This window comes from Aeromonas sp. sia0103, from assembly GCF_963895295.1.
Classification (GTDB): Bacteria; Pseudomonadota; Gammaproteobacteria; order Enterobacterales; family Aeromonadaceae; genus Aeromonas; species Aeromonas encheleia.
Window position 1 is genome coordinate 118,307 of record NZ_CAWQKG010000022.1, and the last position, 17,792, is coordinate 136,098.

The following is a 17,792-nucleotide window of genomic DNA, read 5'->3' on the forward strand; positions in this document are numbered from 1 at the left end:
GAAACGGGAGGGCGTTCGGGATTATAGGGGAAGATGATCGAAAAAGGCTGCCGTGGCAGCCTTTTATCTGACGGCTCTGGACGGAGCCTTGGATCCGATCAGCGGGTACCAAACACCACTATGGTCTTGCCGTGGGCGGAGATGAGCTCCTGCTCCTCCAGCATCTTGAGGATGCGGCCGACGGTTTCGCGAGAGCAACCGACGATCTGGCCGATCTCCTGGCGGGTGATCTTGATCTGCATGCCATCCGGGTGGGTCATGGCATCTGGCTGCTTGGCCAGGTTGAGCAGGGTCTGGGCGATCCGGCCGGTCACGTCCAGGAAGGCGAGGTTACCGACTTTCTGGCTGGTGTGCTGCAGGCGCTTGGCCATCTGGCCGGAGAGGCGCAGCAGGATATCCGGGTTGACCTGGATCAGCTGGCGGAATTTCTTGTAGGAGATCTCGGCGACTTCACAGGCTCCCTTGGCACGTACCCAGGCGGAACGTTCCGGATTCTCGTTCTCTTCGAACATCCCCATCTCGCCCAGGAAATCCCCCTGATTCAGGTAGGACAGGATCATCTCCTTGCCCTCGTCATCCTTGATCAGGACGGCGACTGTCCCCTTGACGATGTAGTAGAGGGTTTCCGCTTTCTCACCGGCGTGGATCAGGGTGCTCTTGGCGGGATACTTATGAATGTGGCAATGCGACAAGAACCACTCCAGGGTGGGATCGCTTTGCGGTTTGCCAATGATCATGAGACTTCCTCTGTAGTGTCTTTTTTATGGACTCGTGCGTCCAGGCAAGTTGCCAGTCTTGCCATTCCTTGTTTGGGTCGCAGTAGGATAAGAGCCTTTGTCTGTGCTGACAAGGCTTTGGGGACTTTTGCCCGTCGCCCTTGCTTCGTTCTGCTGCGCCATCCCGGTCATTCTAGGCAAGATGAGGGGGCTGGATGTTGATTTCGATCTATTTACGACAGGGTCTGTCGAGCTTTCGGCGCAAGCTGCGATCTGACGAGAGATCTGACCCTGTGCAAGAGAATCGACTGTGCCACTCGGACCCTGGCTGAGGTATGCTATGAGCGTTAGAACCGTTGTCATTGAGAGGAAATGTGAGATGAAAGCCAAGGTCAGCTGGGTGGAAGGCATGAAGTTTGTGGGCGAGAGCGAGTCCGGTCATCAGGTGACTCTGGACGGCGCCAACCCGGGCGAAGGTGCCAGCCCGATGGAGATGATCCTGCTGGCGGTCGGTGGTTGCAGCTCCATCGATGTGGTCTCCATTCTGGAGAAGGCCCGTCAGTCCGTGACCGCCTGCCACGTGGAGCTTGCCGGGGAGCGGGCCGAGTCAGTGCCCAGGGTATTCGAGAAGATCCATCTCAACTTCGTCGTGACCGGCAAGGGGCTGGCCGAGAAGCAGGTGGCCCGCGCGGTCGACCTGTCGATGGAAAAGTACTGCTCAGTTTCCCTGATGTTGGAAAAAGCGGTCGAAATTACTCATAGTTATCAAATTCTTGAAGCTTGATAGTTGTAGTTTGTCCCGTCGATAACGCCATGACATAAGGAAAGTGCGATGAAAAAGATGATAATGTTGCTTCCCCTGTTCGGACTGGCCGCCTGCAGCATGCCGCAGCCGACCCAGTATCAATACAGTCAGTATCAGTGTGGGGAAGAGATGTTGGCCATCACCTATGATGCCCAGGCCGACATGGTGCAGTTCCCTTACGCCGGGGTGTATCACAAGCTGGGCCGCATCGAGTCGGCCAAAGATACCGCCAGCTATTCCGATGGGGTGACCACCTTCTCCCATCAGGACAAGCATGCCACCCTGGTGCAAAAAGGCGTGACGCTGCTCAGCTGCGATCTCAAGTAACCGTCATCGGTATCAGCCAGTGTGTGCCAACAACGGCCTGCAACATGCAGGCCGTTGTGCTATGAGGCGAACAGCATCAGCGGGTGGGCAGGGCGCCCAATAATTGCTCGGCCAATTGCTGGCTCAATTGCTGGCGGGTCGCGTCGTCGATGGGGGTGTCGCTGGCGAGCTGGATGGCGCTGCTCCACAGCGTCTGCTGGGTCTGCCGATCGAGCAGCATGATGGCCAGGGTGCCCTTGTGTGCATCGGCGCCGGCCTGCAGGCCCGGTGTCATGCCGAGGCGGGAGAAGATCTCGCCATCGCTCATGTCCTTGCTGCCCGCCACCCCGATGGCGACCCAGACGTCGGCCTCATCGAGTGGCACGCTCTGCCAGCCCTTGCCGTTGAGATCCCGGCTGACGGCCTGCTGCACCGGCTCCAGCCAGCCCGCGGCACTGTTGCTCGCATACTGGAACTGCTCGGCCAGCGCATAGCGCGGCGTCGCCCCGTAGCGCCAGTTGTCCGCCGGGCGCACCACCATGGTGCCCGTCTCGACGGCGGGGGCGGCGGGGCCCGTACTGCAACCCGCCAGCAGGCTGGCCAACATGAATGAAAGAAGTGCACCGCGCATCGTAAGCTCCTTGGCTCAGGTGATCTTGCCGGTTTCTAACAGCTGCTGGATCAGGGGGCGCAGGATCAGCTCCATCGCGAAGCCCATCTTGCCCCCCGGCACCACTATGGTGTTCATCCTGGACATGAAGGCGCCATCGATCATCGACAGCAGGTAGGGGAAGTCCACCTGCTTGATGCCCCGAAACCGGATCACCAGCATACTCTCGTCCAGGCTGGGTATCACCTTGGCGCTGAAGGGGTTGGAGGTATCGACGGTCGGTACCCGCTGGAAGTTGATGTGGGTGCGAGAGAACTGCGGCGTGATGAAGTTGATGTAGTCATCCATGGAGCGGACGATGGAGTCGGTGACCGCCTCGCGGGAGTGGCCGCGCTCCGAGGTGTCGCGGATGAGCTTCTGGATCCACTCCAGGTTGACGATGGGCACCACGCCGATGAGAAAGTCCACGTGGCGTGCCACGTTGTGCTCGCCGGTGACCACGCCGCCGTGCAGGCCCTCATAGAACAGCAGATCTGTCTCCCCCGGCAAGTCCTGCCAGGGGGTGAAGGTGCCCGGCATCTGGTTGAAGGGCACCGCCTCGTCGAAGCTGTGCAGATAGCGCCGATACTGGCCGCTGCCGCTCTGGCCGTACTCCTGGAAGAAGGACTCCAGCAGGCCGAAGTCGTTGGCCTCCGGGCCGAAATAGCTGATGTGGCGCCCCTGCTCGCGCGCCTTGCGGATCGCCACGTCCATCTCGGGTCGGGTATAGCGATGAAAACTGTCCCCCTCGACCACGGCCGCCTGATAACCCAGCTGATGAAACATGGATCGGAAGGCATTGGTGGAGGTGGAGGTGCCGGCCCCGGACGAACCGGTAACCGCGATGATGGGATGCTTGGCCGACATAGCGTTCTCTCTTCCTTGGGAGTTCCGTTATAAGGGCAGGGCCGGAGTGCGGTCAAGTGCGCCTTCGATGCCCGGCCGCAGGCATTGGCCGCCCGGGGTCGCCAGTTGGTGGCTTCCTGGCCGTGGCAATGGAGTCAGGGGTTGTCGCAGCCTGCGCCGGGCATGGCCCGCTCCCGGCGTCGGCAGGGTATCATCCCCGGTTTGACATCAAGCCTCCGCTGCCTGCCTCCATCCATGTCCCGGTTGAGAACAGGATAGGCGTTATTCCGGGTAGTCTTCCCGTGGTGCACCGCTCAGGGTCGCCTTGGGCACGACGTTGACACTCTCGTGCAGCTCGCTGTAGACGAGCACGGCACTACCTTGTAGTAATTGTTGTCTGACCTCATCAACCTTGTCGGCCAGGCTGACATCTTGTTCACCGTATTCGGTGCCTTCTTGCAAGACAAAATGCTCGAGCAGGTTGTTGAGGGTATCTGGATCCAGCTCTTGCCAGGGGATAATCATGGTTTCATCTTCAGTGACGCGCGTGTGGATATTGTCTGCGTCTCACCCGCAATCGCAAGGGATTTGTGTGGCCAAAAGCGGGAGTGTCTATGCTATCTGCTGAACAGCGCCGCCTCTCCAGTCATTTCGATCAGCACCTGAACGAGGCACGTCGGCGCGCCCTGAAAGCCGGGCTGCGCTGGTACTGGGTCATCAATCTGATCGCCATCCTGTTCTTGCTGACCCGTTTCTACATTTTTCGGGATGCTCACCTGTTGCTCGTCAACGCCCTTCCCTGGTCCTATGAGTGGCAGCTCATCACCATGGCTTGCGTATGTCTGCTGCTACCAATGGGGTGGCTATGGCTCTCCCGACAACCTCATGCCGTCTGGCAACCCTCTCTGTGGGTCTGCGGCCTGTGCTGGGGTATGGCTTGGGCGTCGGTGGGGTATACCATCTCGATCGTCGACTTGAAGGGGGGCTTCAACCTTATCTTCAACATGATCAGCCTGCTGCTGCTGACTGGCCTCATCGCCTCTTATTGCGATGTGCGGCTGTTCTACACGCTGGCGGCGGCCCCCTTGTCTTTTCTGTTGGCACGAGCCTCATGGAGCCCCGAACAGTTCGTCATGCTCAACTTTATTGTGGTCGGGGTGCTGCTGATCGTGCTGGAGACCGGGCGACGGATGCTCAACAGCTGGTTCGAGCTGGCGGTGTCGCGGGAGCATGAGAATCTGGTGCTGGCGCGCAAGCTGGATGCCATGGCCAATCGGGACCCCCTGACCGGGCTCGCCAACCGCCGTCACTTCGATCGGGTCTGCAAGAACGCCATCGCACAAGGTACGACCCTGGAGACGCCGCTCACGCTGATCCTGCTCGACGTGGATTTCTTCAAACGTTACAACGATCACTACGGTCACCAGGCCGGGGATGAGTGTCTGATCCTGGTGGCCGAGTGTCTGGAAGAGAGCGCGCGGGAGTCCGGCGATCTGGTGGCCCGTTACGGCGGAGAGGAGTTTGTGGTGTTGCTGCAAGACACGGATCTGGCGGGCGGCGAGCGGGTCGCCGAGCGCATCCGCCATACCCTGGCGGCTCGCGCCCTGCCCCACGAGGGGTCAGCGGTGGCGCCCCATCTCACCCTGAGTCAGGGCATAGCCCAATGGCGCCAGGGAGAGAGCCTGGTCATGCTGCTCGAGCGGGTGGATGGCGCCCTCTATCAAGCCAAGGGGGAGGGGCGCAACCGCTACCGGCTCGCGCCCTGAGTCTGTTCCCGCAGCCACAGGCTGATCCGCTCCTCCAGCCAGAAGCGGGGACGCCAGGGGGTGCCGTGCAGGAATCCCACGTGGCCGCCGCGCCGGCTCAGCTCGTAGCGCACCATGGGGGAGAGTTGCTCAGGTTGCGGGATCACCGCCTGGGACATGAAGGGATCGTCGGCGGCATGGAGCACCAGGGTCGGGATGGGGATGCTGGCCAGCAGGCTGAGGCCGGAGCAGGTCCGGTAGTAGTGATCTGCACTGTCGAAGCCGTGCAGGGGGGCGGTGACCTGCTCGTCGAAGTCGCGCAGGGTGGCGATGCGACTCACCTGCTCAGGCTGCCAGCGGGCGCCGGCGGCGCCCTGGTGGCGGATCTTGCTCTGCAGGTTGGCGCGCATGGTGCGCAGCAAGTAGCGCTGATACACCCGTGAGAACCCCTGATTGACCCGATCGGCGCAGCTGGCCAGCTGCAGCGGCGCCGAGATCACCACAGCGGCCGTCAGCTCGCCCGGGCAGCCGCGCGCCAACAGATTGACCAGCATGTTGCCCCCCAGGGAGTAGCCGATGGCGATCATCGGCTTGCCGGGGAAGCGACGACCGAGCTCGGCGATCAGCGCCTGCGCATCCTCGATGGCACCGGAGTGATAGGCTCGCAACAGCCGGTTTGGCTCGCCGCTGCAGCCACGGAAATGCATCAGTACCGCCTCATCCCCCTGCCGCTGCAGGTGGGCAAACAGCCCCTTGGCATAGTGGGAGTGGATGCTGCCCTCCAGGCCGTGAAACAGCACCAGCAGCGGCCGGGTATCCTGGCTGATGGGGCCGCTCCAGGCGAGATCGACGAAGTCGCCATCCGCCAGCTCGAACCGCTCAGCGGTGAAGCGCGCCGGCGTGCGGCGCAGCCACTTCGGCAATATGGTCTGCAGATGGGGATTGCGGGCCCACCAGGGGGCGTGGAAGTGGCTTTCTGTCAGCATGGAACGGCTCTGGCTCTAAGTAGCGGGCGGCGAGCCTCTGCTCTCTGCTCGCCGCAGTGGTCAGGCGGGCAGGCGGTCGTGGTGTTCGGCGCCGCGCAGCATGGCCTGGATCAGTTCGTTGGCCTCAAACTTGGTCAGCGCCTCATGGGCTCCGACCTGATGGGCCCGCTCCACGCTGATCTCGCTGGAGAGGGAGGTGTGCAGGATGATGTAGGCCTCCGCCAGCTTGGCGTCGCTCTGCACCTCGAAGGCCAGCTCGTAACCGTCGAGCCCCGGCATCTCGATGTCGCTCACCAGTATGTCGATGGGGCTGCCCTGGCCGACCCTGGCCTGCATCAGGCTGAGGGCATCGCGCCCGTTGGTGCACACCTCGTAGGGAATGTTGATGTAATCGAGGGCCGCCATCAACTGGCGGCGGGCGACGGAGGAGTCGTCCACCAGCAGGATACGCATCGGCTTGAGCCGCTCACGCTGCACATCGGTCAGCACGGGATAGAGATGGCTGGGATCGTCCGGATAGACCCGGGACAAAATCAGCTCCACGTCCAGCAGCTGGATCAGCTGCTCGCCCACCTTGGTCACCCCGGTCACGAACACGTTCTGGCCGAGGGAGGGGGGCGGCGGCTCTATGTCACGCCAGTTGCACTCGGTGATCTTGTCGATGCCGCGCACCAGGAAGCCCACCAGGGTGCGGCGGCAATCGGTGATGATGATGAAGCACTGCGCCATCTCTTCCCTGGCGATGCGCCTGTAACCCACCGCCATCGCCATGTCGATCACCGGTATGGTGGTGCCGCGCATGCTGGCGGCACCCAGCACGGTCGGGTGCGAGTGCGGCATGGCAGTGAGCTGGGTGTAGGGAACTATCTCCTTCACCTTGAGGGTACCGATGGCGAAGGATTGTCGGGCAGAGAGGTGAAACAGCAACATGCCCTGGGATTGGTTGGCCTTGCTCGTCATGGCGGATGTCCTGTTGAACTAAACGGTGGCGGTCGGCTTGGCATTCAGCATAGAGGATGATGAAAGCGATGAGCTGCCTGTTATTAACGGCCGTTGGCCATGAAACTGGATCGCTTTCACCATTATTTGTTTCCTCATCCGGCTCACTGGGCGGGCTGCTGCGACAGGGTGTCGAGCGCCAGCCCGAGCCAGCGTTGGCAGGCGCCGTCCAGCGCCGTTTCATCCTCATAGCCGAGCTTGGCCAGCACCTGAGCGGGCTTGCTGCCGCTTCTGAGCAGACGCACCGCCTGCAGCAGCTGCCACTGGGGGCGCAGGGCATCGGCCGCCAGGGCCGGATCCTCAATGCCGCGCTGGGCGAGACAGGCCTGCCAGGCCGCGTCGCCGTCCGGTTGCCCACTCGCCAGCGCCCGCCAGGCGGCCTGCAGCGGCTGATCTGACTGCGACTGGATGGGGCAGTATTGCAACTCGTCGAGGATGACCTGCAGGCGATGACCGTGGGCGCCCTGCCAGTCGATGGGCCTAGACCAGCTGGCCAGGCTGTCCAGCAGGGCATCCATCAGCGGGGTAGGCTGCAACCAGCCCGCCTGGGCGGGTTGGGCCACTCGCAGGGAGCAGGTCAACCGATCGTAACGGCAGCCCGCCAGCGGCGTGAAGGCGGCGAGGGCATCGGCGCAGAGCCAGAACTGCTTGCCCGCCGTCAGCAGCAGCTCATGGGAGCCGAGTCTCAGCAGCGCCGCTCCCTGGGTGACGCGCAGAAACTGACCCAGGGGGGAACGCTTGCGGGCACCGACCTGCAGATGAGGCGTGGAAAAATGCTGATATTCGATGGCGTGATGCATGTAAAAACCCTGATATGATGCTGCCTGGAGGTAACGCAAATGGAAACCAGACGTAAAAAGCGCTTCATTGCCGGTGCAGTTTGCCCGGCGTGCGGCAAGATGGACACCATGATGCTGTATATGGAGCATGGAGTCGAGAAGGTGACCTGTGTCGACTGTGGGGATACCCAGGTGCAGACCCAGGCCGAGGTAGACAAGGCCACCCGCGAGGCCGAGCAGGTGATAGGGGTGTTCCGCCCCGAGTAAAGGCGAGCCGGATGGCCGGAGTGGCCGAGGCCATCCGCGAGGCCAAACCTGGGCTCTGGCTGTTGAGTCCCGAGTGAGGGGCTTCCTTATATACCCGGGGTGCGACGAGGCTCGTTTTGGACTGCTGACTTTTTCAGCATGCCGGAGCGGGGCAGATCATATGCTTGGCCACCTTTTTGAGGTATTCTGGGCCCGTTTTTTTCTATCCGCAGGATCCCTGACATGAAAGTAGCTCCCCTGAGCGTGGTTACGCTGGAATACACGGTCACCGACGAACACGGTGAAGTCATCGACACCACTGTCGGTAAAGAGCCTCTGGTGTATCTGCACGGTACCCGTTATCTGGTCGCCGGCCTCGAAGCCGAGCTGGAAGGTCGCAGTGTGGGCGAGGCGTTCGACGTCACCCTGACGCCGGGCCAGGCCTACGGCGAGTATGACGAGACTCTGGTGCAGGAAGTGCCCGGCGAGCTGTTCGATGGCATGGAAGTGTCTGAAGGGGATACTTTTGTTGCCGAGACCGACGATGGCCACCGTCCGGTGACCGTCATCGAGGTCTCCGAAGAGTTCATCAAGGTGGATGGCAACCATCCGCTGGCCGGTGTGACCCTGGGCTTCAAGGTCGAGATCCAGGACGTGCGTGCCGCGACCGCCGAAGAGCTGGCCCACGGCCACGTTCACGGTGCCGGTGGCTGCGGTCACGATCATGGCCATGACCACGATCACGACCACGGTGATGACCATGGCCACGGCGGTTGCTGCGGTGGTGGCCATGGCCACGATCACGGTCACGACCATGGTGAGGAGAAGGGCCACGGCGGTTGCTGCGGTGGTGGCGGTTGCGGTGGCAAGGGTCACCAGCACTGAGTTCAGCCTCTGGCTCGATAAAAAAACCCGCGTCTATCGCGGGTTTTTTTATGGGCCGGCAGCGGCTCAATAATGGGGTGGTGGCGTCTCTTCGGCCATGCTGGCGATCTGGCTGGGTTGCACGCTCTGCAGCTTGTCCACCAGCAGCTGGATCTGGTGCTTGAGCCGATCGAGTTCACGGCCCTGGGTGGTCACCTCCTCATTGAGTTGCTCCACCGTGTATTCGGCATAGGCGAGACGGCTTTCCAGGGTCTCGAGGCGATCGTTAAGTTGCTGACTCATGGGCCTTTTGGTCCTTACTTGATTGTCCAGATTTCGGCCAGGCCACTGGAACTGGCGCTGACGAGGTGACTATTGTCGCGCAAAGCCACGCCGTAGACCACAGCGCTCGGCGGTTTCACCTTGGGATGGGGGGAGACGCGCCAGCTCTGCAGCAGGCTGCCGTTGCTGACCCGCCACAGGGAGAGCTGGCGGGAGGGGGCGCCGGTGATGAGCCAGTTGCCGTCGTTGGCGAAGCGGGCGCTGGTATGGACCTCGAAGCGGTGATCGAATCTCAGCCGGCTCTGCTCCTTGCCGGTCTTGAGATCCCAGATGCTGGCCTGGCGGCTGTCGGCGGTGAAGGCGAAACGCCCGGCGGGATCTAGCCTGGCCATCACCACCCTGCCGCCGTGGTTGAAGCGCCACACTACTTGCCCGGAGCGGGTGTCCCACAGGTAGGCGCTGTAGTCGTTGCCGCCGGTGAGGGCGTAGCGGCCATTGGCGGAGAGATCCACGGTATTGACCTGCTCGGTGTGGCCGAGAAACTGGATCCTGCGCCCGCTCTGGGTATCGATCAGCTCGGCCTTGCCATCTTCGCGGCCGATCAGCACCTGGCGACCGTCCGCCGAGAGTGCCGCATCCCTCAGGTTGGATTCAGGAAGCGAATAGTAGCCTTGGGACTGGCCATCTTGCAGACGCCAGATGGCGAAGCGGTGTTGGGAGGCGGTGATGGCATGGCTGTCATCCGGTGAGAAACGGGTGAGGGTGACGAAGTCGTTCTGGTCATCGGACTGGCGCCAGCGCCAGAGTTCCTTGCCCTGTTCCAGGTCCCAGACGACGGTGCCCTGGCTCAGGCTGGAGACGATGGCCAGCTTGCCGTCAGCGGTCAGATCCGCACTCAGCAAGCCCTGGTTGGCGACGCGGATCTGCTGGCTAGGAAGGGGGCTCTGTTCGCAACCTGTCAGCATCAGACAAATAGCGATGAGATAAATGGCACTTTTGATCATTTTTCCTGTCTCATGCTTTCGTTACCTGCGATCACGGCGTTAGTATAAGGCGCTTATCACGATAAACCTCTCATTTCACGAAGGAACCGAGAGCGGTATTTAGAGTTTTGGAGAAACTGATGAACAATTTTCTGAAGGTGTCCCTGTTGGCTGCGGCCGTTGCCGTAGGTCTGACTGCTTGCCAAAAAGATGAGAAGCCCGCTGCGAACACCGCAGAGGTCAAGGCAGAAGCCAGCAAGCCGGCAGAGGCCCCCAAGGCTGAAGCCAAGAGCTTTGAAGAGCAATCCGGCTATGCAATTGGCCTCTCCATGGGTCGTTATATCGCCAATACGCTGGAGCGCCAGCAGGAGCTTGGCATCAAGCTGGACAACTCCGTCATCCTCAAGGGTGTGACCGACGGTCTGGGCAAAGACGCCAAGATGACTGACGAGGAGATCCAGAAGGTTCTGCAGCAGTACGACGCCAAGATCAACGAGTTGACCAAGGCCAAGGCTGACAAGGATGCAGTGGAAAACCAGAAGAAGGGTGAAGAGTACCTGGCCGCCAACGCCAAGAAAGAAGGCGTGAAGAGCACCGAATCCGGCCTGCAATACCTGGTCGAGAAGATGGGTGACGGCGCCAAGCCGAAGGCCACCGACATCGTCAAGGTGCACTACACAGGTACCCTGACCGATGGCACCAAGTTCGACAGCTCCGTCGACCGTGGCGAGCCGGCGACCTTCCCGCTGAACCAGGTGATCCCGGGCTGGACCGAAGGCGTGCAGCTGATGCCGGTCGGTTCCAAGTTCAAGTTCTTCCTGCCGTCCAAGCTGGCCTATGGCGAGCACGGTGCTGGTTCCATCCCGGCGAACGCCGTGCTGGTATTCGACGTCGAGCTGCTGGCCATCGAGAAGCCGGCTGCCGAAGCCGACAACACCAAGAAATAAGCAGGATACTGCACAAAAACGGCTCCTCAGGGAGCCGTTTTTACTTGTGTCGCTCGCCGTCGGCGGGAGAAAGAGGCTGGCCGCGGCTTGAGTGTGTGGCGGCTAGCCCCCAGAATAGACAACAAAATCAATCGCAAGGATGGATCCCGTGGCTGAAAGCAAACCTCGCGTCCTGCTGGTGGAAGACACCCGCAGTCTGGCTGTCGTCTATGAACAGTACCTGGCCCAGGATGGCTATGAGGTGCTGCTGGCCGACTGTGGCCAGCAGGCGCTGGCGCAGCTGCTGGCCAGCCCGCCGCCGGTGGTGCTGCTGGATCTGGAACTGCCCGACATGTCCGGCATGGAGATCCTGCAGCAGATCACCGAGCAGCAACTGCCTTGCTCGGTGGTGGTGATCACCGCCCACGGCTCGGTGGACGTGGCGGTGGAGGCGATGCGCCACGGGGCCTTCGACTTCCTGACCAAGCCGTTCGACAGCAAGCGGCTCTGTGCCACCGCCCGCAATGCCCTGACCCATCAGCAGCTGAGTTCGCTGGTGGCCCAGTACAGGGAGAACTTCGAGCGCAGCTCCTTCGCCGGCTTCATCGGTGCCTCCATGCCGATGCAGGCGGTGTATCGCATCATCGAGAGCGCGGCGCCGAGCAAGGCGACCGTGTTCATCACCGGCGAGAGCGGGACCGGCAAGGAGGTGTGTGCCGAGGCCATTCATCAATGCAGCCCGCGCCGGGAGCAACCCTTTATCGCGCTCAACTGCGCCGCCATCCCGCACGATCTGATGGAGAGCGAGATCTTCGGCCACGTGAAGGGCTCCTTCACCGGCGCCCAGGGGGATCGCAAGGGGGCGGCCAGCCTGGCCGACGGCGGCACCCTGTTCCTCGACGAGATCTGCGAGATGGATCTCGACTTGCAGAGCAAGCTGCTGCGCTTCATCCAGACCGGCACCCTGCAGCGGGTTGGCAGCGGCAAGCTGGAGACGGTGGACGTGCGTTTCGTCTGCGCCACCAACCGGGATCCCCTGGTGGAGGTGAAGGCGGGGCGTTTTCGGGAGGATCTCTACTACCGCCTGCACGTGATCCCCCTAAGCCTGCCGCCGCTGCGCGAGCGCGGCGAGGACATACTGCTGCTGGCCCGCGATCTGCTGCTGCGTTATGCCAAGGAGGAGAACAAGCGCTTCCGGGATTTCGATGGCGATGCGGTGCGGGTGCTGCTCGATTACCCCTGGCCGGGCAACGTGCGCGAGCTGCAGAACGTGGTGCGCAACATAGTGGTGCTCAACGACAGGGAGTGGGTGAGCACGGACATACTGCCGCCGCCCCTCAACGGCCGTCGGGGCGGCCCGGTGCCGCTGGTCACCGCGACCCAGGCAGACGCGAGCGTCCCCATGCCGCTCAATGCCCCCATCCGCCCGCTCTGGCTGGTGGAGAAGGAGGCCATAGAGCAGGCCATCGCCAGCTGTGATGGCAACATTCCCAAGGCCGCGGCCCTGCTGGAGATCAGTCCCTCCACCATTTATCGCAAGAAGCAGAATTGGGAAGAGGCGAGCATAGCCTGAGGCGGGGGCGGGATGGCATCCGTCATCCTGGGCAGATGCGCTTGTGTGCGGGGCGGCCAACTGACCGCCCCGCTGTGTTATTGCTAGAGCTTGGCGAGGCGCTTGAGCCTGGCCAGCCGCTCTGCCTCTTTGGCCTGCAGCCAGCCATCCTGTGACAGCAGAAACCAGGCGCGGGCAAAGTATTCGGTCACCGCAGGATCATTCAGCGCCAGCGCATTCTCCCCCAGTTCTTCAAACACATAGCCATCCTCGGGGACGCCGGCTGCGGCCATGTCGTCCCGCAGTTGCGTCAGCTCGGCCATGGCCCGCTCATGTTGGTCCTGGGCCCGACTCAGCCGCGCCAGGCTCCAGCGGGCGATGAAGGCCTTGGCCTGGTTGTTGTGCTGCTCGTGCCAGGCCAGGCATTTTTGCTGGCAGACGATGGCCTCGTCAATGCGGCCCAGCTCGAACAGGGTCCAACCCTGATTGTTGTAGAGGGTGGCGAGCCAGCCGCGCACCCGCTTGTCCTGGCTGCGCTCGGCCAATGCCATCGCCAGCTGATGCCAGCGGCTCTGTTCTTCCAGCGGGGCGGCGATGGCCACCATGTGGGCCGCATCGATGGCCAGATAGCGCTCCTCGTGCTTCACCCCCTGCTGCCAGGCCTGTTCAAACAGGGCTCTGGCACGGGCCTTGTCGCCAGCGGAGTTGAACGTCCGCCCTCGCTCCAGCAGGGTACGAAGGCGGGCCCGCGGGGTGGCATCGGTGAGGCGGGGTTCTATCTCGTCGAGCAGCCGATGGGCCTGGTCGAACTGGCGTTGCAGCGAATGGGTGCGGGCTATCTGGGTGAGCAGCTCCAGCTCGAGTTGCAGGTCGACAGCGCGCGCCGCAGGAAGAAGCGCGTGAAAACGCAGGGCGGTGGCGGCGGGATCTTGATAATCCCACTGCGCCATGAAATCGGATGCATTGTCCATCTGGCCTCCTTGCCGGTTATCCGCCCACCAAGATGCCTGCAGGCCATTGTTTGTACAAGAGGCGCCCGTCACAGGGCGCCTCTTGGTCCGTCAGATATCACCACTTTCTGCTGTCAATACACCATGGCCAGGCTCATCAGCATCAGACCGAGGGCGGCGAAGGCGCCCTCCTTGATGGCGAGGCGGGGCACCAGCGCCTTGGGCAGCGCCGGGAACAGGCAGAGCGCGAAGCCAAGCCCGGGCATCAGCCAGTGAAAGCCCGGGCTGCGCAGAGCCGGGTCGGCGGCACCATTGATGACGATGAGCAGAATGAACAGGGTGAAGGCGGGCAGGATGAACCAGCGGGCGCTGCCGGCCGCGACGGCCCGCAGCGGCGAGATGCGATAGAGCACCAGGGTCACGATAAACAGTACCAGGGGGGCCAACAGATAGAGCGGGGCCGGGTTCATGATAGAGGGTCTCCAGACGATGGATGAGTGGGGCCGAGTGCATCATCGTCCTGCCGATGGTGGCAGGCAGGCGTGGCCTCGGCGCTGCACGGGGCAGGGACAGCGTGGCCCCAGGACGATGGGAGGCGGGATTTAATCAGCCGGCGCGGGACATGACCAGCGTGCCAGCCCCAGGCTGTGAAGCCGATCCCAGGCAAACCTTTGCCTGGGGCGGGATCAGCGCAGCCAGAACCAGGCGGCGGCAAAGCCCAGCCAGCTCAGCAGCAACAGGATCCAGGGCAGGGGATGCTGGCGGGAGACCTCGATCAGCTCGATCTCATGGGTCTCTTCCTCATGCTCGCCCTGCTGCGGCTGTTTCGCCTTGGCCTGCAGCTTCTTCTGGCGGCTGGCCTCGCGGGCCCGCGCCTTCATCTGCTTCTTGTATTCGTCGACCCCCTTCTGGATCCCCTGGGCGATCAGCTGGGTCTGCTCCTTGGTCTGGCCCGGCTTCTGGTTGGCGCGGGCGATCTTCATCGCCTCCTGCTGGGTCTCGGGGGAAATCTTGTCGTACTTTGCCATTCACGGCTCTCCTTGGCATCGATTGGCGGAAAGTATGCCATAACTGCGCCGCTCAGGCTGCCATCCCGGTGCGCGACCCACGCGGCATGACGGGAAAAACGATCGAAATATCAGAATGAGAAAGCAAGTTGCGCAGATGATCACATTTAGCGGAATTTGTGAGTCACCGATGAAAAAGCGTCACATGTTGTTTGTTATATTACCGCCCGACCTAATGGCTTGGGTCGTCCAATAACAAAATAACAAGGTGATATGGAAATGAATTATAAATTTGTCAAAGGAAGTGTCGCACTGGCTGTGCTCGCCGCGCTGAGTGGCTGTAATACCTCCAGCAATGAAAGTGTCGCCCCCTGCAGCGAGAATGTCTGCAAACTCACCGTCCTGCATACCAACGATACCCATGGTCGCTTCTGGCACAATGACAAGGGTGAATATGGCATGGCGGCCCAGAAGACGCTGGTCGAGCGTCTGCGTGGCGAGGCCAAGGCGGCTGGCAGCGAGGTGCTGGTGCTCTCCGGTGGTGACGTGAACACCGGGGTGCCCGAGTCGGATCTGCAGGATGCGGAGCCGGACTTCATGGCCATGAACAGCATCCGCTACGATGCCATGGCCGTGGGCAACCACGAGTTTGACAACCCCCTGACCATCCTGGAGAAGCAGCGTCAGTGGGCCAAGTTCCCCATGATCTCCGCCAACATCTACGACAAGACCAGCGGCAAGCGCTACTTCGACCCCTACAAGGTGTTCAAGCTGGAGAATGGCCTCAAGGTCGCCGTGCTGGGGCTGACCACCGAAGACACCGCCCAGCTGGTGGATCCCAACAACGTCCAGACCCTGGAGTTCCGCGATCCGACCACGGAGGCGGCCAAGCTGGGCAAGCAGATCCGTGCCGACAAAGAGGCGAACCTGGTCTTCGCCATCACCCACATGGGTCACTACGAGGATGGTCAGCACGGCAGCAACGCCCCTGGCGATGTCGAGATGGCCCGTGCGCTGCCGGCCGGCACCCTGGACGCCATCATCGGCGGCCACTCCCAGAATCCGGTCTGCATGGAGCCGGGGACGGTGAACAAGTATGCCGACTTCAAGCCGGGTGACGACTGCCTGCCGGATCAGCAGAACGGCACCTGGATCATGCAGGCTCACGAGTGGGGCAAGTATGTGGGCCGCGCCCAGTTCGACTACCAGAATGGCAAACTGACCCTGACCAGCTATGAGCTGATCCCGGTCAATCTCAAAGACGCTGGCGGTGCCTTCATTCAGGAGGAGATCACCAAGGATCCCGAGCTGTACAACACATTGCTCACCTATCAGGAGAAGGGTCAGCAGGAGTTGGGCGTGGTGATAGGTTCCACCGACGGCCTGCTGGACGGTGAGCGTGCCAATGTGCGCAACAAGCAGACCAACCTGGGTCGCCTGATCACCACCGCCACGGCGCAGAAGCTGAGCACCGACTTTGCCATCGTCAACTCGGGTGGGGTGCGTGCCTCCATCGCCGCCGGCGACATCAGCTATCGCGACGTGCTGACCGTGCATCCGTTTGGCAACACGGTCAACAAGGCGACCATGAGCGGCAGCGAGCTGGTGACCTATCTGGGCCAGGTGGCGACCAAGACAGTCAACACCGGTGGCTATGCCCAGTTTGGTGGCATCAACATGGCGGTGGATTGCCAGGCCAAGAGCGTGACCATCACCAGCGTGGGCGGCAAGGCGTTCGATCCGGCCGCGGTCTACAGCTTTGCCATCCCGAGCTTCAGCGCGGCCGGTGGCGATGGCTATCCGAAGATCAATACCATCAACGCCGGTCTGGTGGATGCCGGGGTATTGAAGGAGTATATCGAGGCGAAGAAGACCATACTGGTGGCCGATTATCAGCCAGCCGGCGAGGTGAGCTATGTTAATTCCGCCTCGCTCGATGGCTGTAAATAACGACAGGGTCCTGTACCAATAAAGCGAAAGAGGCAGCCAAGGCTGCCTCTTTCATATTTATGATGTCACCCGGCTCGGCGGTGAGGCGATATTGGCGAGATGTCATGGTGGCGCCGAAATAACGCCTTCTATATTTAGTGCCAATAAAAAGGCGACCCTGAGGTCGCCTTTATCATGCTGGCCGGATGGGAGCGCTTACAGCTGCTCGATACCGGCGATGTGCCAGGGGGCATTGTCCTTGGCCAGGTTGCGCTCGAGGTGCCACACCTCTTTGATGTCCTCCTCGACCTGCTCCTGACGGTCCATGTAGCGACCGCTGAAGCGTACGCTGACCTGGGCCCAGTCGCTGCCGTAGTCGGCGCGCACCAGCTGGGTGTCCACATACATGACTTCGGTATGCTGCTCACCGGTCAACTTGGCACGCTCGGCCTTGAGCTGTTCGAACAGCTCCGGGCTCACGTACTCGCGTACCTTCTCCAGATCGTTCTTGTTCCAGGCCTCTTGCAGGGTGCGATAGTGATCGCGCGCGCCGGACAGGAAGCCATTCATGTCAAAGCCGGGGGGCAGACGGAAGGGCACGTCACTGTCGGCGAAGCCGGTCGCCTGGGGCGCGCCGTGGCTCTGCTCGAACTGCTGGGGCGCGACCGGGGGCTGATAACCCGCATAGGCGGCCTGTGGCTGGGCCGTCGCCGCCTTGTTCTTGCGCAGGGTGCGCAGCAGGAAGACGGCACCCAGGGCTAGCAGGGCGATCAGCAGCATGTCCATGCCCTGCAGACCTTCGAATGCGCCGCTACCCAGCAGGTAGGCGAACAGGCCGCCGGCCAGCAGGCCGCCGAGCAGGCCGCCCATCATGCCGCTCTTCTTGGGTGCCGCGGCCAGGGTCGGGTTCTTACCGTTCACCGGTGCGGCGGTTGGAGCCGGTTGGGCCGGCGCCGTCTTGTAGCTCTTGCCAAAGGATCCGCCGCCACCAAATTTCTTGGCTTCGGCGATGGGTGCCCCGAGGCCAATGGCCAGGATCACGGCAAACAGGGTCAGCATCTTTTTCATTTTGACTCTTTTCACTCTCATGTAGGTGGGGGCATGCTCTGCTTGTGCAAGCTCAGCGAGGCGCATGGCAGGCTGCCGGTCCCTTTTTGTGTTGCAGCTTGCGACTATGATTAACATGGTTGGCATGAATTATTCATGAACAGATTACCCCATC

22 protein-coding genes are annotated in these 17,792 nt (G+C 61.9%); 9 read left to right on the forward strand and 13 right to left on the reverse strand.

The window, feature by feature from the left end:
* Positions 1 to 98: 98 nt before the first annotated feature.
* Positions 99 to 737, reverse strand: coding sequence for a cAMP-activated global transcriptional regulator CRP (gene crp / locus AACW18_RS08960; protein WP_025328082.1), 639 nt, complete (start codon positions 735 to 737; stop codon positions 99 to 101).
* A 358-nt stretch (positions 738 to 1,095) separates the two neighbouring features.
* Between crp and AACW18_RS08965 the strand changes: the two genes are divergently transcribed.
* From AACW18_RS08965 to AACW18_RS21495, 3 genes are read left to right on the forward strand one after another with little or no spacing between them, the layout of a single operon-like run.
* The gene (locus tag AACW18_RS08965; protein ID WP_042654207.1) at positions 1,096 to 1,500 is read left to right on the forward strand and encodes an OsmC family protein; all 405 of its coding nucleotides are present in this window, start codon (positions 1,096 to 1,098) and stop codon (positions 1,498 to 1,500) included.
* Positions 1,501 to 1,548: 48 nt separating this feature from the next.
* Positions 1,549 to 1,848: a hypothetical protein gene (locus AACW18_RS08970; protein WP_042654206.1), complete on the forward strand. Its 300-nt coding sequence runs from the start codon at positions 1,549 to 1,551 to the stop codon at positions 1,846 to 1,848.
* A 19-nt stretch (positions 1,849 to 1,867) separates the two neighbouring features.
* Positions 1,868 to 1,951, forward strand: a complete 84-nt coding sequence (locus AACW18_RS21495) for a hypothetical protein (RefSeq protein ID WP_370302257.1) — start codon at positions 1,868 to 1,870, stop codon at positions 1,949 to 1,951.
* On the opposite strand, the gene AACW18_RS08975 is transcribed toward AACW18_RS21495, so the two are convergent.
* The 3 genes from AACW18_RS08975 to AACW18_RS08985 form a co-directional block, all read right to left on the reverse strand.
* Positions 1,925 to 2,458 (reverse strand): DUF4136 domain-containing protein, encoded by a 534-nt coding sequence (locus tag AACW18_RS08975; RefSeq protein WP_218388429.1) that lies wholly within the window; start codon positions 2,456 to 2,458, stop codon positions 1,925 to 1,927. The genes AACW18_RS21495 and AACW18_RS08975 overlap by 27 nt on opposite strands.
* A gap of 15 nt (positions 2,459 to 2,473) precedes the next feature.
* Entirely contained in the window at positions 2,474 to 3,343 is an 870-nt protein-coding gene (locus tag AACW18_RS08980) for a phosphoribulokinase (RefSeq protein WP_042654204.1), read from the reverse strand.
* Positions 3,344 to 3,604: 261 nt separating this feature from the next.
* On the reverse strand, positions 3,605 to 3,847 hold the full coding sequence (locus AACW18_RS08985) for a YheU family protein (RefSeq protein WP_042654203.1): 243 nt from the start codon (positions 3,845 to 3,847) through the stop codon (positions 3,605 to 3,607).
* An 89-nt stretch (positions 3,848 to 3,936) separates the two neighbouring features.
* Here AACW18_RS08985 and AACW18_RS08990 point away from each other — a divergent pair, with 89 nt between their 5' ends.
* Positions 3,937 to 5,088 carry a GGDEF domain-containing protein gene (locus AACW18_RS08990; protein ID WP_218388430.1) on the forward strand — a complete coding sequence of 384 codons (1,152 nt, stop codon included), beginning with the start codon at positions 3,937 to 3,939 and terminating at the stop codon, positions 5,086 to 5,088.
* On the opposite strand, the gene AACW18_RS08995 is transcribed toward AACW18_RS08990, so the two are convergent.
* The 3 genes from AACW18_RS08995 to AACW18_RS09005 all read right to left on the reverse strand — a co-directional run bounded on the left by AACW18_RS08995 (position 5,070) and on the right by AACW18_RS09005 (position 7,852).
* Positions 5,070 to 6,053 carry a hydrolase gene (locus AACW18_RS08995; protein ID WP_218388431.1) on the reverse strand — a complete coding sequence of 328 codons (984 nt, stop codon included), beginning with the start codon at positions 6,051 to 6,053 and terminating at the stop codon, positions 5,070 to 5,072. The two genes, AACW18_RS08990 and AACW18_RS08995, sit on opposite strands and share 19 nt — an antisense overlap.
* Positions 6,054 to 6,113: 60 nt before the next feature.
* The gene (locus AACW18_RS09000; protein WP_042654200.1) at positions 6,114 to 7,013 is read right to left on the reverse strand and encodes a chemotaxis protein; all 900 of its coding nucleotides are present in this window, start codon (positions 7,011 to 7,013) and stop codon (positions 6,114 to 6,116) included.
* A gap of 143 nt (positions 7,014 to 7,156) precedes the next feature.
* Positions 7,157 to 7,852 (reverse strand): hypothetical protein, encoded by a 696-nt coding sequence (locus AACW18_RS09005; RefSeq protein ID WP_218388432.1) that lies wholly within the window; start codon positions 7,850 to 7,852, stop codon positions 7,157 to 7,159.
* 39 nt (positions 7,853 to 7,891) lie between these two features.
* On the opposite strand from AACW18_RS09005, the gene AACW18_RS09010 reads away from it, so the two are divergent.
* Positions 7,892 to 8,098 (forward strand): YheV family putative zinc ribbon protein, encoded by a 207-nt coding sequence (locus tag AACW18_RS09010; protein WP_033130616.1) that lies wholly within the window; start codon positions 7,892 to 7,894, stop codon positions 8,096 to 8,098.
* 222 nt (positions 8,099 to 8,320) lie between these two features.
* On the forward strand, positions 8,321 to 8,962 hold the full coding sequence (locus AACW18_RS09015; protein WP_042654199.1) for an FKBP-type peptidyl-prolyl cis-trans isomerase: 642 nt from the start codon (positions 8,321 to 8,323) through the stop codon (positions 8,960 to 8,962).
* Positions 8,963 to 9,028: 66 nt separating this feature from the next.
* Here the strand turns inward: AACW18_RS09015 and AACW18_RS09020 are convergent, their stop codons facing one another.
* Both AACW18_RS09020 and AACW18_RS09025 read right to left on the reverse strand, forming a co-directional pair.
* Positions 9,029 to 9,244 carry a SlyX family protein gene (locus tag AACW18_RS09020; protein WP_025328072.1) on the reverse strand — a complete coding sequence of 72 codons (216 nt, stop codon included), beginning with the start codon at positions 9,242 to 9,244 and terminating at the stop codon, positions 9,029 to 9,031.
* A 14-nt stretch (positions 9,245 to 9,258) separates the two neighbouring features.
* Positions 9,259 to 10,227: a WD40 repeat domain-containing protein gene (locus AACW18_RS09025; protein WP_218388433.1), complete on the reverse strand. Its 969-nt coding sequence runs from the start codon at positions 10,225 to 10,227 to the stop codon at positions 9,259 to 9,261.
* A 119-nt stretch (positions 10,228 to 10,346) separates the two neighbouring features.
* On the opposite strand from AACW18_RS09025, the gene fkpA reads away from it, so the two are divergent.
* Both fkpA and AACW18_RS09035 read left to right on the forward strand, forming a co-directional pair.
* The gene (fkpA, locus tag AACW18_RS09030; RefSeq protein ID WP_042654197.1) at positions 10,347 to 11,153 is read left to right on the forward strand and encodes an FKBP-type peptidyl-prolyl cis-trans isomerase; all 807 of its coding nucleotides are present in this window, start codon (positions 10,347 to 10,349) and stop codon (positions 11,151 to 11,153) included.
* A gap of 148 nt (positions 11,154 to 11,301) precedes the next feature.
* The gene (locus AACW18_RS09035; RefSeq protein WP_218388434.1) at positions 11,302 to 12,705 is read left to right on the forward strand and encodes a sigma-54-dependent transcriptional regulator; all 1,404 of its coding nucleotides are present in this window, start codon (positions 11,302 to 11,304) and stop codon (positions 12,703 to 12,705) included.
* Between the two features lie 83 nt (positions 12,706 to 12,788).
* Here the strand turns inward: AACW18_RS09035 and AACW18_RS09040 are convergent, their stop codons facing one another.
* The 3 genes from AACW18_RS09040 to AACW18_RS09050 all read right to left on the reverse strand — a co-directional run bounded on the left by AACW18_RS09040 (position 12,789) and on the right by AACW18_RS09050 (position 14,662).
* Positions 12,789 to 13,655 (reverse strand): tetratricopeptide repeat protein, encoded by an 867-nt coding sequence (locus AACW18_RS09040; RefSeq protein ID WP_218388435.1) that lies wholly within the window; start codon positions 13,653 to 13,655, stop codon positions 12,789 to 12,791.
* Positions 13,656 to 13,768: 113 nt separating this feature from the next.
* On the reverse strand, positions 13,769 to 14,104 hold the full coding sequence (locus tag AACW18_RS09045) for a hypothetical protein (RefSeq protein WP_042654195.1): 336 nt from the start codon (positions 14,102 to 14,104) through the stop codon (positions 13,769 to 13,771).
* Positions 14,105 to 14,320: 216 nt separating this feature from the next.
* Complete coding sequence (locus AACW18_RS09050; RefSeq protein WP_042654194.1) at positions 14,321 to 14,662, reverse strand: DUF2956 domain-containing protein; 342 nt, start codon at positions 14,660 to 14,662, stop codon at positions 14,321 to 14,323.
* Between the two features lie 258 nt (positions 14,663 to 14,920).
* On the opposite strand from AACW18_RS09050, the gene ushA reads away from it, so the two are divergent.
* Positions 14,921 to 16,591 (forward strand): bifunctional UDP-sugar hydrolase/5'-nucleotidase UshA, encoded by a 1,671-nt coding sequence (gene ushA / locus AACW18_RS09055; RefSeq protein ID WP_218388436.1) that lies wholly within the window; start codon positions 14,921 to 14,923, stop codon positions 16,589 to 16,591.
* Between the two features lie 195 nt (positions 16,592 to 16,786).
* Here ushA and AACW18_RS09060 read toward each other — a convergent pair whose 3' ends face one another.
* On the reverse strand, positions 16,787 to 17,638 hold the full coding sequence (locus AACW18_RS09060; protein ID WP_218291777.1) for a Tim44 domain-containing protein: 852 nt from the start codon (positions 17,636 to 17,638) through the stop codon (positions 16,787 to 16,789).
* Between the last annotated feature and the right edge of the window lie 154 nt (positions 17,639 to 17,792).

What these genes read in the sequence shown, in the direction of transcription:
- AACW18_RS09050 (WP_042654194.1), bottom strand. Translation starts at nt 14,662, where the DNA reads ATGGCAAAGTACGACAAGATTTCCCCCGAGACCCAGCAGGAGGCGATG.
- AACW18_RS09040 (WP_218388435.1), bottom strand. Translation starts at nt 13,655, where the DNA reads ATGGACAATGCATCCGATTTCATGGCGCAGTGGGATTATCAAGATCCC.
- AACW18_RS08975 (WP_218388429.1), bottom strand. Translation starts at nt 2,458, where the DNA reads ATGCGCGGTGCACTTCTTTCATTCATGTTGGCCAGCCTGCTGGCGGGT.
- AACW18_RS08995 (WP_218388431.1), bottom strand. Translation starts at nt 6,053, where the DNA reads ATGCTGACAGAAAGCCACTTCCACGCCCCCTGGTGGGCCCGCAATCCC.
- AACW18_RS09005 (WP_218388432.1), bottom strand. Translation starts at nt 7,852, where the DNA reads ATGCATCACGCCATCGAATATCAGCATTTTTCCACGCCTCATCTGCAG.
- AACW18_RS09045 (WP_042654195.1), bottom strand. Translation starts at nt 14,104, where the DNA reads ATGAACCCGGCCCCGCTCTATCTGTTGGCCCCCCTGGTACTGTTTATC.
- crp (WP_025328082.1), bottom strand. Translation starts at nt 737, where the DNA reads ATGATCATTGGCAAACCGCAAAGCGATCCCACCCTGGAGTGGTTCTTG.
- AACW18_RS08990 (WP_218388430.1), top strand. Translation starts at nt 3,937, where the DNA reads ATGCTATCTGCTGAACAGCGCCGCCTCTCCAGTCATTTCGATCAGCAC.
- AACW18_RS09025 (WP_218388433.1), bottom strand. Translation starts at nt 10,227, where the DNA reads ATGATCAAAAGTGCCATTTATCTCATCGCTATTTGTCTGATGCTGACA.
- AACW18_RS08985 (WP_042654203.1), bottom strand. Translation starts at nt 3,847, where the DNA reads ATGATTATCCCCTGGCAAGAGCTGGATCCAGATACCCTCAACAACCTG.
- AACW18_RS09015 (WP_042654199.1), top strand. Translation starts at nt 8,321, where the DNA reads ATGAAAGTAGCTCCCCTGAGCGTGGTTACGCTGGAATACACGGTCACC.
- AACW18_RS09000 (WP_042654200.1), bottom strand. Translation starts at nt 7,013, where the DNA reads ATGACGAGCAAGGCCAACCAATCCCAGGGCATGTTGCTGTTTCACCTC.
- AACW18_RS08970 (WP_042654206.1), top strand. Translation starts at nt 1,549, where the DNA reads ATGAAAAAGATGATAATGTTGCTTCCCCTGTTCGGACTGGCCGCCTGC.
- AACW18_RS09010 (WP_033130616.1), top strand. Translation starts at nt 7,892, where the DNA reads ATGGAAACCAGACGTAAAAAGCGCTTCATTGCCGGTGCAGTTTGCCCG.
- AACW18_RS09020 (WP_025328072.1), bottom strand. Translation starts at nt 9,244, where the DNA reads ATGAGTCAGCAACTTAACGATCGCCTCGAGACCCTGGAAAGCCGTCTC.
- ushA (WP_218388436.1), top strand. Translation starts at nt 14,921, where the DNA reads ATGAATTATAAATTTGTCAAAGGAAGTGTCGCACTGGCTGTGCTCGCC.
- AACW18_RS08965 (WP_042654207.1), top strand. Translation starts at nt 1,096, where the DNA reads ATGAAAGCCAAGGTCAGCTGGGTGGAAGGCATGAAGTTTGTGGGCGAG.
- AACW18_RS09060 (WP_218291777.1), bottom strand. Translation starts at nt 17,638, where the DNA reads ATGAAAAAGATGCTGACCCTGTTTGCCGTGATCCTGGCCATTGGCCTC.
- fkpA (WP_042654197.1), top strand. Translation starts at nt 10,347, where the DNA reads ATGAACAATTTTCTGAAGGTGTCCCTGTTGGCTGCGGCCGTTGCCGTA.
- AACW18_RS08980 (WP_042654204.1), bottom strand. Translation starts at nt 3,343, where the DNA reads ATGTCGGCCAAGCATCCCATCATCGCGGTTACCGGTTCGTCCGGGGCC.